Annotated in this window: 11 protein-coding genes, 1 tRNA gene and 1 other RNA gene; 1 reads left to right on the top strand and 12 read right to left on the bottom strand. The window is 57.7% G+C overall.

Annotated features, from left to right (window positions below):
• Positions 1 to 33: 33 nt before the first annotated feature.
• Complete coding sequence (locus tag CLV97_RS05760) at positions 34 to 765, bottom strand: GntR family transcriptional regulator (protein WP_106344562.1); 732 nt, start codon at positions 763 to 765, stop codon at positions 34 to 36.
• 157 nt (positions 766 to 922) lie between these two features.
• On the opposite strand from CLV97_RS05760, the gene CLV97_RS05755 reads away from it, so the two are divergent.
• The gene (locus tag CLV97_RS05755) at positions 923 to 1,705 is read left to right on the top strand and encodes an enoyl-CoA hydratase/isomerase family protein (protein ID WP_106344561.1); all 783 of its coding nucleotides are present in this window, start codon (positions 923 to 925) and stop codon (positions 1,703 to 1,705) included.
• A gap of 62 nt (positions 1,706 to 1,767) precedes the next feature.
• On the opposite strand, the gene CLV97_RS05750 is transcribed toward CLV97_RS05755, so the two are convergent.
• The 11 genes from CLV97_RS05750 to CLV97_RS05695 form a co-directional block, all read right to left on the bottom strand.
• A complete protein-coding gene (locus CLV97_RS05750) occupies positions 1,768 to 2,562 on the bottom strand; it encodes a Nif3-like dinuclear metal center hexameric protein (protein WP_106344560.1) in 795 nt (264 codons plus the stop codon).
• 48 nt (positions 2,563 to 2,610) lie between these two features.
• Positions 2,611 to 3,453, bottom strand: coding sequence for a carbohydrate ABC transporter permease (locus CLV97_RS05745; RefSeq protein ID WP_245891387.1), 843 nt, complete (start codon positions 3,451 to 3,453; stop codon positions 2,611 to 2,613).
• 17 nt (positions 3,454 to 3,470) lie between these two features.
• A complete protein-coding gene (locus tag CLV97_RS05740; protein ID WP_245891386.1) occupies positions 3,471 to 4,400 on the bottom strand; it encodes a carbohydrate ABC transporter permease in 930 nt (309 codons plus the stop codon).
• Between the two features lie 63 nt (positions 4,401 to 4,463).
• Complete coding sequence (locus tag CLV97_RS05735; protein WP_170070373.1) at positions 4,464 to 5,747, bottom strand: ABC transporter substrate-binding protein; 1,284 nt, start codon at positions 5,745 to 5,747, stop codon at positions 4,464 to 4,466.
• 138 nt (positions 5,748 to 5,885) lie between these two features.
• Positions 5,886 to 6,629: a GntR family transcriptional regulator gene (locus CLV97_RS05730; RefSeq protein ID WP_425440548.1), complete on the bottom strand. Its 744-nt coding sequence runs from the start codon at positions 6,627 to 6,629 to the stop codon at positions 5,886 to 5,888.
• A gap of 192 nt (positions 6,630 to 6,821) precedes the next feature.
• Entirely contained in the window at positions 6,822 to 7,313 is a 492-nt protein-coding gene (locus tag CLV97_RS05725) for a hypothetical protein (RefSeq protein WP_106344557.1), read from the bottom strand.
• Positions 7,314 to 7,591: 278 nt separating this feature from the next.
• A tRNA-Thr gene (locus tag CLV97_RS05715) sits at positions 7,592 to 7,667 on the bottom strand.
• A 20-nt stretch (positions 7,668 to 7,687) separates the two neighbouring features.
• Positions 7,688 to 8,049, bottom strand: a transfer-messenger RNA (tmRNA) gene (ssrA, locus tag CLV97_RS05710).
• Positions 8,050 to 8,147: 98 nt separating this feature from the next.
• Positions 8,148 to 8,600, bottom strand: coding sequence for an SsrA-binding protein SmpB (gene smpB, locus CLV97_RS05705; RefSeq protein ID WP_106344596.1), 453 nt, complete (start codon positions 8,598 to 8,600; stop codon positions 8,148 to 8,150).
• Positions 8,601 to 8,712: 112 nt separating this feature from the next.
• A complete protein-coding gene (gene rnr / locus CLV97_RS05700; RefSeq protein ID WP_245891393.1) occupies positions 8,713 to 10,938 on the bottom strand; it encodes a ribonuclease R in 2,226 nt (741 codons plus the stop codon).
• A gap of 31 nt (positions 10,939 to 10,969) precedes the next feature.
• Positions 10,970 to 11,740, bottom strand: coding sequence for an alpha/beta hydrolase (locus CLV97_RS05695; RefSeq protein ID WP_106344554.1), 771 nt, complete (start codon positions 11,738 to 11,740; stop codon positions 10,970 to 10,972).
• Positions 11,741 to 11,944 lie beyond the last annotated feature (204 nt).

Genomic DNA, 11,944 nt, shown 5'->3' with positions numbered 1-11,944 from the left:
GGGTTGTTGGGTCAACTTGAATCACCGAAGGCATCAGAGCAGCTCCGTATAAAACCGGCAGCGGTCTCCCCGCACGATGGAGCGGCAAAATTCCACGGGACGCCCCTGGGAATCGTAGGCGATCCTGTCCAGCAAGAGGGCCGGATACCCTTCGGGGACCCGGAGGTATCTGCTCTCATAATCCCGAATCAGCACCGGTTCGAAGATCTCCTTGGCCCGGGTCACCAGAATGCCGTGTTTCTGCTCCAGATAGTCGTAGAGGGAGCGGTTCTCCAGATCGGCCTGTTCAATCCGGGAGACGCGATGTTGGGGAAGGTGGGAGGTTTCCAGCATGATGGGCTCTTCGCCGGCGCAGCGCAGGCGCTTCAGAACCCACACTTCCTGCGAACCGGTCAGCTTAAGATGCCGGGCGATGCTGGGTTTGGCAGTCCGCTTTTCCAGACCGAGGATCACATCCCTCGGCTCAAGCCCGTTGGCCTTGAGCACGTTGCTGAAACTGTAAAACCCCGTCAGGGAATGGGAAATTTTCGGCGAGGAGACGAAGGTCCCCCTCCCCTGTTCCCGGCGGAGCAGGCCTTCCTGCACCAATTCCTCGAGGGCCTTGATCACCGTGTTCCGGCTGACGTCATACTGCTTCCGGAGCTCGTTTTCCGATGGAATCCGGTCCCCCGGCTTCCATACGCCCGATTCGATGTTTTCTTTCAGGATCTCCTTCAATTGATGGTAGAGGGGAATCACGCTTCCGGGATTCAGGGATTTGCCCATGTAACCACCTCCCGCTGCTGATCCTAGTATAACACGTCACGCCGCGTCAGCCGAGCGGGCGCCCAATGTACAAAGCGGGGGCAGGAAAGGAGCCCGCTTCGGCGAATCCTTTGATTACACCGTGATTCCCCTTATTCACAAAAAAGGAGGCTGCCCGATGTACGAAACGATCCGCCTGGAACAAAAGGATGCCGTCGCGACGATTGTTTTCAACCGGCCCAAATCCCTCAACGCCTTCAACATGACCATGCACGAAGAGGTTTACGACGCCCTGAACCGGGTGGCCGAGGACGGGACCGTCCGCTGCATCGTGCTGAAGGGGAGCGGAAAGGGATTCAGCGCCGGCGCCGATCTGGGCGCCATCGATCCGTCGGAGGAGGAGCCGGATCTCGGGAAATTCCTGCGCAAAACCTACAACCGCCTGCTGATGCGGATGGTGGAGGTGGAGAAGCCGATCATCGCCTCCCTCCACGGCCCCGTCTACGGCGCCGGCCTGGGGGTGGCCCTCGCCTGCGATTTCCGGATCGCCGCCGCCGGCTCCACCTACTGCATGGCGTTTATCAAGATCGGCCTGGTTCCGGATGCGGGAACCTCCTTCTTCCTGCCCCGGCTCATGGGACTGGGACGGGCCATGGAGATGGCCATGCTGGGAGAGACCCTCTCCGCGGAGGAGGCTTTCCGGGCCGGATTGGTCAACCGCGTGGTGCCGGACGAGGCCCTGGAAGAGGAAACGATGAAACTGGCCGAGCGCCTGGCCCAGGCCCCGACCAAAGCGCTGGCGATCACCAAGCGATTGATGGCGAGCAGCTTTGAAAGCGACCTGGCCACCGCCCTCGAAGCGGAAGCCCGGGGGCAATCGGAGGCGGGCAAAACCCGGGATTTCCTGGAGGGGGTCTCGGCTTTCTTCCAGAAGCGCCCGCCCCGTTTCACCGGGAAGTGAAGGATGAAAGATAGGCCGTCGAAGCTGATCAGCCCGTGGGACTCGATTCCCACGGGCTTTTCCTATACCACCCGGAAAACCGGGGTTTCAGGGACGAAATGGACGGCAAGGCACGGAAAGGACCTGCCCAGGACCTCGGCCAGATATTTCATCCCCGGCTCTTCGCTTTCCGCATGGCCCAAGGCGATGTACGCCCGCCCTTTTCCCTGAAAGGCGGCATCCTTCACGTACTGCGGCGCCTCCCATTCGGGCCCCTCGCCCGCGATCACCGCATCGACGCCTTCTCCCTCATAGAGCGGGATCGCCGTCCGGCCGCCCCCTCGATAGCCGACCAAGATTCCGACGCGGCTGCACTCCGCGGAAAGATCCCCGGCCACGCGCAAATAGGGCAGATCCAACCGTTCCTTGACGCGCTGAACCAGCCGATTCAGCGTCGTCTTTGGAAGATGCAGAATGCCGGCCTCAGGCGATTCCTTCACCAGATACGACTCCCACCCCAGCGCCCGGATGAGTCCCCTGGTGATGAGGTCGGGCCGGCAGCGATGAACGAAATCGTGACAGCGATAGACGGCGAGGCCGGCCTCCTCGATCAGCCTTTCTTTGTCCCGGCGGACGGAGTCGGCCTCCGGCACGGTTTGCTCGTGCCGGTGGCTGTAAAAGATCCCCTCGTGACTGATCACCAGATTGGCATTCAGCGCGATGGACCGCCTGAGCACCCGATGGGTGGCCGAAAAGGCGGTGACGATCCCGCTGACGGGCGCATCCGGATCTCCGAACAGGAGGCCGTCCACCCCATCTACGGTATCTGGACCGGAGTCCTTCAGCCGATCGATCACCTCTTGAATCGTGACGCCCATGCTCTCCCCCTTCCAAAAAGCTTAAGGTCGCCGGAAGGGTTCGGTTCCTCAACCCTTCAGACCGTGGGTGGCGATCCCTTCCACCAGATAGCGCTGGAAGAACAGGAAGACGATAAACACCGGAACGATCGACAGGATCGACATGGCGAACAGATCCCCCCACTGGGTGTTGCCCGTGTTGTCGATGAACATGCTGAGGCCGAGGGACACCGTGTAAAGCTCCGGATCCGACAAATAGATGAGCTGGCCGAAAAAGTCATTCCATGTCCAGTAGAAGGAGAAAATGGACATGGTGATGATCGCGGGTCGGGCGAGGGGAAAGATGATCAAACGGAACAGTTGAAACTTGCTGCACCCGTCCATGTAAGCCGCCTCGTCCAGCTCCCTGGGAATTCCACGGACAAACTGGACCATCAGGTAGATAAAGAAGGGCACGGTCCCGAGAAAGCTGGGCAGCGTCAGCGGGAGATAGGTGTTGACCCATCCGATCTTATGAAACATGATGTACTGCGGAATCATGACGACCTGCGCCGGCAGCATCATGGTCGAAAGCATGAACCCGATCAGGAACCGCCGCGGCGTAAACCGGAGGCGGGCGAAGGCGAAGCCCGTCAACGAGGAACTGAAGATCGTCCCGACGACGACCACCGCCGAAATGATCAGCGAATTCCACATCAGCTGACCGAAGTTCATGCCCAACTTGCCGTTAAAGCCAGCGAGATAATGGTCCAGGGTCCACGTCTCCGGCCACAAATCGGAGGTGGAGAAAATTTGATCGTCCGGTTTGAAGGAGGAAAAAAACATCCACAGGATGGGATAGACCATCACAAAGGTCACCAGCAAGAGAACCGCGTGGCGCAGGACCGTCTTCATGGGCGATCGGCGATTCACCCTTTGTCCACCACCTTTTAAACGTCATAATTGACCCAGAGTCTCGAACTCAGAAAGATGGCGGCCGAGCAAAGACCGATGATGATGAGCAAGATGATCGACAAGGCGGCGGCGTATCCCATGTTGTAGTAAGTGAAGGCCTGCTGGTACAAGTAGTACACATACATCAACGTGGACTTCATCGGTCCGCCCCCTGTGATGATATACACCTGCGTGAAGATCATGAACGAAGAGATCGTGCCCATCAACAGGTTGAAGAACGTGATCGGGGACAACATCGGCAACGTGATTTTGAAAAACCGCTGCATCGCCGACGCGCCGTCGATGATCGCCGCTTCGTACAGGTATCCGGGAATTTGTTTCAGGCCGGCCAGGAAAATGACCATTTCCGAACCGAATTGCCAGACGCTGAGCAAAATTAAAACCACGATGGCCGTCGACGGATTGCCCACCCAATTGGGCCCCTCGATCCCGAACAGGCCGAGAAAGGAATTGATCGGTCCGTCTTCGGCGAACAGATTTCTCCAGCCGATGGCGGCGCCCACGCTGGTTCCGATCAGGGAGGGCAGGTAGATAAAAGCGCGATACCAGCCGATGCCCCGCACTTCCTTGTACAATAAGAGGGCGATGAGCAGGGAAACGACCAAGCGGGCGGGAACGGAGAAAACCACGTAGGTGAAGGTGGCGCGGATGGAAGCCCAGAAGTTGGGGTCGCGAAAGATCTGCCGGAAGTTTTCCAATCCGACCCATTCGGGCGAACTTATGAGATCGTAATCGGTAAAGGCGAGATAAAAGGTAAAAAGCATGGCTCCCAGGGTGAGGAACATCATCCCGGTCAGCCAGGGGATGAGGAAGGTGTAAGCCGCCAAATTCCTTTGAAGCGGGGTCTCCATCCGGGATTTGCGATGAAACCTGACTCTTCGCATCACCGTCTGAATTTCAGCCACGTGAAAAAGACCTCCTTTGACACGATGCCGCGGCGGGCGGCATCGTGTCAAAAATTGCGGCGATCATCCCTGGGACAAGGCTTTGTTTCCCTGTTTGATAAACTCCTCCGCCGCTTGGCTCGGCGTAATTTCTTTGAATGTCACCTGCTGGGAGAGGTTCTTCAGGATGTCCGCGATCTCGCTCGATCCCGGAGGCGCCAGCTTTTCGGGGGATGCCACGGCTTTCACCTTTTCCATGAAGTCGGTCTGCTTTTTGACCGTCTCGTCCTCTGCGGATTCGGCGACGATTTTCATGTTTTCGTTGTTGGCGGGAATCCCGCGGTCGGTCTTGAAGATCTTGGCCACTTCCGGATCGTTCTCCAGGAAATTGATCAGCTTTGCCGCCGCTTCGGGATGTTTGGTCTTGGAAGACATGGACCAGAACATGGCTCCGTGAAGCGGGTACGGCTTGTTGTCATTCCCCCACTCCGGCAGCAGCCCCCGGCCGATGGGTTTTCCCAGACTCTGTTCGTAGTTGGGGTCCGTTCCGAGGAACAGCCAGTTGATGGCCGTTTTTTCTTTGATGAAGGGGCTGGCGGAAGGATCATTGTGGCTGTAGGAAGCGTTTTCCTCGGCCGTCGGTACGCCGCCCTTCTCCTGCAGGTCCAGCCAGTATTGGAACCACTCTGTAAGCGTTTTCTTGGACAGCCCGATTTTGTTTCCGTCGTACAGCTCCTCACCCTTCGTTCTCGCAAAATAACTCAGCAGGCCCGTCTGTTCCATCTCGTTGGCCATGCCGTACACGCCCGTCTTTTCATGAATCCTGATGCACAACTCCGCCAGTTCTTCCCAGGTGTAGTTGTCCTCCGGGAAAGACACCCCGGCCTTCTTGAAAATCTCGGGGTTGTAGATGAACATCTGGGAATTGATGGAGGTCGTCAAACCGTACAATTTCCCATCCACTTTGCCGAGTTCAAGGGTCTCCTTTGACAGGCCGGACGTATCCACGTCCGTTGTCGACAAATCCATGAGTTGTCCCTTCTCCACATACGTCCTCAATTGCGAACCGTCCATCTGCATCACGTCGGGGGCTCCGCCGCCCGCGGTCTGGGTGGCCAGCTTCTGCCAGTAGCTGTCCCAGGAGCTGTATTCCATGACCACATCGATGTCGGGATGCTTCTCCTCAAAAAGCTTGATGGCCTCCTGCGTCATCTTGGTTCTCGTCGGATTGGTCCACCAGGAGAACCGAATCGTCACTTTATCGCCTTCGCGGTCGGCCGTGCTGCCGCCGCCGCACCCCGTCAACAACAGCAACACCGACAAAAAAACCGCAGCGACCGAAGTGAAAGGCCCTTTGAAGCGTTTCATCATGCTCCTCCCCAGAAAAGGTTTTTGCGCAAATGTGCCCCTCAAACTTCCCTTTTCCAAGATGGTTGATCCGTTGCACGAACGAAGTCTCCTTACTTCAAGCTCCCGCCTCCCGCGATAACCTGTCACCCCCCTTTCTCATTTTTCGCGAAAACGAAAGTATTCCGGGTATTGCGCCGTCAACAGGTCGATCTCCATCACGGCCAAGCGCAGATGTTTGATCATCGCCTCCTCGGCCTGATCCTTCCTTTTATCGTTGATCAGTCGGAATATTTCCTGGTGCTGGGCGACAATCACGTCCCATTCCAGAGAGGAGAGCAGCCGCAAGTGCCTCATGCGGTTAAAATGCGTGTTCATCTGTTGCAGCATGTTCCAGGTTCGGATCTTGCCGCACCCGAAGAACAGGAGCTTGTGGAACTCATCGTCCAGCCGGTAGAGGCGCGTATAATCCTGTTTTTCGTTGCAGATCTCCTGCATTTTCAGATTGGTTTCCAACTGGAACAGATGTTCATCCGAAAAGCTGTCGCATGCGACCCGGACGATGGCCCGCTCGATGTTTTCCCTTACAAATCGGCCCTCCTCCACGAGATCGAGGTCGATGAGGGAGACAAAGGTCCCCTTTTGGGGATAGATCTCCAGCAGATCCTCCTGGGACAATTTCAAAAAGGATTCCCGGACGGGCGTCCGGCTCACCTTCAGTTGTTCGGAGATCTCGGCCTCGGAAATTTTGATTCCCGGCTTCAACTCCAGCCGGAGGATCTTGTCCCTCAACGTTTGATAGATGAATTCCCGCGTGGAACCCTTTTTCAAGTTTTCCTTCTGCAGTTTCGCCACTGAATCACCGTCCAACGTCTCCATCTCGCAAGGCAAACCGACTGGCATGGTAATCATGCTAGTATATTTGTCTGGCCAAATTTTAACATCCCTTTTTTCGGGAGTCAACATTCTCTTTTGAAAATATGAAATTATCTTTCATAACTTGCGACGGGAAGATCCTCGCCGCGGCATGGAAATGACATCGAGGGTACGGGGCGCCTCCAATAAGAGTTAACCCGCGGAGAATGGGTCCCTAAATTAGGAAGGCGCACGGCGTTGTCCCCAGGTTGAACGATATTTGATCATGGAATAGATCATCGTCATGGCCAAGACAAGCGCACCGCCGTCAGTGATCGCACTGGGCAAGATTCCCCACACACCGTACACATCCAGGGCAAGGCGCCACATGGATGCCGGGATCCAAGCTGGCCCCAATCCCTGCGTCATATTGACAAACAAGAGGATCCACCACAAGGCTCCGGATCGGCTTTTGATCGAAAGAACGCCCAATGCATTCCCGACGATATACAGGCAACCTACGATCCGAAACCCTTTTGTAAAGCTGACGGCTTCCGCAGCCGGATTTGAAACGCCCGCCATCTTCATCATCGTTTCGATAAAGGACGGATCGATGATTACGAAGTTGTGCAAAGCAGTCCCAAGGGCAAAGATCAAAGAGCATGATGCGACGGCCCTTTGAAGCCGTCGCGTAGCGGGAGTCGGAAGGAATTTTTGTTTTTTGTCCGTCATGTCGGCTTCCCCTCCATCCTTTCAGCCGATGAAGCACATCACGAATCGTAACACGATCCCGGTGGAAATCCATCCTCCCCGAGGCCCCATCTTCGTCGGACCGGGGTCCGAAAGATCATGAAGGAATCGGTTCAGCTTGTGAAGGAGGGACCCTGCCGCGTCACGGGATGCCCAGGAAAAATCCTTCCGACCTTCCTTCCGGTGCGGGAACAATCCATCGGCTCCCCCATTCGACAAATAAAAAACGCGGTTCCCAGCGGAAACCGCGTTTTTGTTCGTGGTGCTGACGGAGGGATTCGAACCCCCGACCCCTTCATTACGAGTGAAGTGCTCTGCCAGCTGAGCTACGTCAGCATAACCGAATGAAAATGTTTTGGTGGAGGCGAGCGGAGTCGAACCGCTGTCCGGAGACCTCGCCACGCCGGTTTCTCCGAGCGCAGTCACTGTACTAAATCTCGCCGCACGGACTGCCCAGTGACAGGCGTTCCATCCGGCCAGCCGCCTTGGTTTCGCCTTCCGACCGGCGGCGACTTCGGTCGGCTAGCCCGCTAGGTTTGAGACCCGACGACACCGCACGGGCGACGGTAAAGCGGATCCTGGCTGGAATTAAGCAGCCAGAGCGTAGTTTTCTTGTTTGCCAGTTACATTTGGCAACCTGCGTTTTTGACGAAGGCCGCAGCCCCTCGGCTCGCTGCCGACGCTCGATCGATCCCCGTCGAATCCCATGAACGCCCCCAGGATTCCGGAATCGATGGACATTGGATATTATATCACCGCAAACGGAGAATGTAAAGGGGAATGTGGCAAGCAAATTTGTCCAAGGCAGAGCGGGCGCTAACGAAACTGGCGATCCTTCAGCCGACGCTCGATCTCCCGCTGGGCGTCCCTCTTGGCGATGTCCGCCCGCTTGTCGTACTGCTTTTTCCCCTTGGCCAGGGCGAGCTGAACCTTGGCGAAGCCGTTGCGGAGGTGGACATCCAGCGGGACCAGGGTGTAACCCTTCTGCCGGGTCAGACCGATCAGCTTGCGGATCTCCTCCTTGTGGAGGAGCAGCTTTCGCGTCCGCGTCGGATCGGGGTTGAAGCGGTTCCCCTGTTCATAGGGGCTGATGTGCATGTTCAGGAGAAACACTTCCCCGTTGTCGATCCGGGCAAAGCTGTCCCGCAGGTTGACCCGTCCCTGCCGGATCGACTTGATCTCCGTCCCGGTGAGCACGATGCCGGCTTCATAGGTATCCTCAATGTGATAATCATGAAGCGCCTTTTTGTTTCGGGCGATCACCTTCATCCCGTTCCTGGCCACCGTGCTCACCCCTCCCCCGAAAAGTCGCATCACTTACTATAGCAACGGCGTGGATGTTTGTCAACAAGACGGGGCATGCCCTCGCCCGAAAGCGGCCTCATTTTTGCTTCTTCCGCTTGCCCTTTTTCCGCTTTCGCTTTCCATCCTCCCGCTCCCGCAGGCGGCCGCGCTTTCCTTTCCTTCGGCCCCGCCTGTCCGTTTTCGCCGGTTCGTCCTCTTTTTCTTCCTTGGAGACCAGTTCGAAATCCACCTTGTGCTCGTCGATGTTGACACCGGTCACCCGCACCTTCACCCGGTCTCCGATTCGGTACACCTTTCCGGTCCGCTCCCCGTAAAGGCTGTAGGTCTCCTCGTCGTAATGGTAATAGTCGTCGTTCATGTAGCTGACATGAACCATGCCTTCGACGGTGTTTTCCAGCTCCACGAAAATCCCGAAGGAGGTGACGCTGCTGATCAGCCCTTCGAACTCTTCGCCGATCCGGTCCATCATGAATTCGGCCTTCTTCAGATCATCCGTCTCCCGTTCCGCCTCGATGGCGATCCGCTCCCGCTTGGACGCCTGATCGGCCGTTTCCGGCAGCTGCGCGTTCAGCTGATCGATTCGCTGCAGGGAGAAGAATTCCTCCGTCAGCACCTCGCGGATGATGCGGTGAATCATCAGGTCGGGATACCGGCGGATCGGCGAGGTGAAATGGGTGTAATACCGGGCGGCCAGCCCGAAGTGGCCCAGACACTCGGCCGCGTAGCGGGCCTGCTTCATCGAACGGAGCATCACCGTGCTGATCAAGGTCTCCTCCGGCTTGCCCTCGATTTCCTCCAGGAGCTGCTGCAGGGCGCGGGGGCGGATCTTGTCCGCCTGCCCCCGAACCGAATAGCCGAAGTGCGTGATAAATTCGAAGAAGGACTGCAGCTTCTCCGTGTCCGGCTTTTCGTGGATCCGGTAGAGGAAGGGGATCTCCGCACGGGCGAAATGGGCGGCGACCGTCTCGTTGGCCGCCAACATGAACTCTTCGATCAACGACTCGGCGATGGTTCGCGGCCGGCGGACGATTTCCACCGGTTTGCCCCGGTCGTCCACCTTGATTTTCGCCTCGCTGAAGTTGAAATCGATGGCTCCCCGCTTCATCCGCCGCTGACGCAGAATCCTGGCGAGCCGGGCCATCAGCCGGAAATCGTCGACGAGGGGCTCGTAGCGCTCGATCAGTTCGGGCTCCTCATCCACCAAAATGCGCTTCACGGCGTCGTAGGTCATCCGCTCCCGGGTGCGGATCACGCTGGGATAAATATTGTAATCCACCACGTCCCCCTGTTCGTTCAGTTCCATATCGCAGGTGATCGTGAGCCGGTCCACCCGCGGATTGAGACTGCAGATGCCGTTGGACAGGCGCGGGGGAAGCATCGGAATGACCCGGTCCACCAGATAGACGCTGCAACCGCGCCGGTAGGCTTCCCGGTCCAGGGCGCTTCCTTCCTTCACGTAGTAGCTCACATCGGCGATGTGCACCCCGAGCCGGAAATGGCCGTTAGGCAGCCGTTCCACGGAAACGGCATCGTCCAGATCCTTCGCATCCTCTCCGTCGATGGTGACCAGCGTCCGGTCCCGCAGATCGCGGCGTCCCTCGAGCTCCTTCGGATCGATGGTTTCGGGAATCTGTTCCGCCTCCCGTAGCACGTCCTCGGGAAATTCCTCCGGCAGCTGATATTTGCGGATGATGGACAGGATGTCCACCCCCGGGTCATCCTTGTGCCCCAGGATCTCCGTCACCACCCCTTCGGCGCTGTGCCGCGCGTCGGGATAGTGGTGAAGCTGGACCACCACCTTTTGCCCTTCCTTCGCGCCGTTTCGTCCCTCCGGCGGGATGAAGATGTCCGCGGGAAGCCTTCGGTCATCGGGAATGACGAAGCCGAAATGGCGGGAAGGGGACGTGAAGGTTCCCACCACAAAGGTGCGCCCCCGTTTGAGAATGCGCACAACCTCCCCTTCCGGCCGGAGGCCGTCCCGCTTCCCCCCCTGCAGGCGGGCGAGGACGAGATCTCCGTCCATCGCTCCGTTCAAATCGTTGGGGTGAACAAAGACATCCGGCTTTCCGGGGGTATCGGGAACGACAAAGCCGAACCCTTTGGGATGTCCCTGCAGAGTGCCTCGCACCAGGTTGAGCCGTTCGGGCACCCCGTACCGCTTCGACCGGGTGCGCACGATTTTCCCTTCGGCTTCCATTCCTGCGAGCAACCGCTGAAATTGCTCCCGGTCCTCATCTTCCTCGACCCCGAAGGTTTCCAACAGCTCCTGAAGGGTCATCGGTTTGTATGCCTGTTTTTGCATAAACCGAAGAATATCCTGTTCTTGGGTCACCCTACTTCTCCTCTCTGATTTCCTCTCGCGTCACGCGCTGAATAAAATTTTCCACATCGGCGAACAGCCGCTCCCGTTCCCGGTCCAGAGTGATGATGTGGGAAGAGTTGGCGTAGGATTTGAACTCCTTCTCCTCCGAACCGAGACGCTTCAGAATGTACCGGCCGCTGGAGGGTTCGACGGTTTCGTCCCGTTCCGATTGAATCACCAGCGCCGGCACGGTGATCTCCGGCAAGCGACGGCGCACCTGTCGGATCAGCCGCAGAAGGTGGCCGACGGAGACGAGGGGCAACCGGTCGTAGGGCACCAGGTGCTCCTCGATATGGGCTTCCTTGACTTCCCGCCGCGGCAGATACGGCCTGAAAAAGCGCACCAGGGGAGCAAAAACGGCCCGTCGGTCCTTCAACCAAATGGGGGCGCACATGGAGATCACCCCGTCGAGGGGACGATGCCTGGCGAGATCCAGCACCAACAGCCCTCCCATCGACAGTCCCGCGGCGAACACACGTCGGACGCCCGCGTCCCGGCACAACCGGTCATAAGCCTGAAGCACGCTTTCCCGCCAGTCCATCCAAGTGGTCCCTGCCAACTCCTCCGGGCTGGTCCCGTGTCCCTTGAGCAGGGGCGCATGGACGGAAATCCCCCTTTTCCTGAAATAGTCCCCCATCGGCCTCAATTCCGCCGGGGAACCGGTAAACCCGTGCACCAGCAGCAATCCGATCTCTCCGCCCGGATAAAAAAAAGGTTCCGGTGAACGACGAACGATTTTCATGAACCGCCTCCCGTTTTTTGCGTTATTATTTTCTCCAAGCTTTGCGATGATCTATCCGTGAAGGAGCAAGCGGACCGCCCTGAAGGAAACATGTGTCCCGCTTCCTTCTTTCCCGCGTCCCGACGGACTGGACAATTTTACCATAACACAGACCGCCGTCGAAAAGAAAGGGTTAAGGGTCCATCGGTATCGATACGGAAAAAG

Origin of the sequence: Planifilum fimeticola (assembly GCF_003001905.1) — a bacterium.
Lineage (GTDB): Bacteria > Bacillota > Bacilli > Thermoactinomycetales > DSM-44946 > Planifilum > Planifilum fimeticola.
Note: the sequence above shows the minus strand (reverse complement) of the source record. Positions and strands in the feature narration are given on the sequence as shown.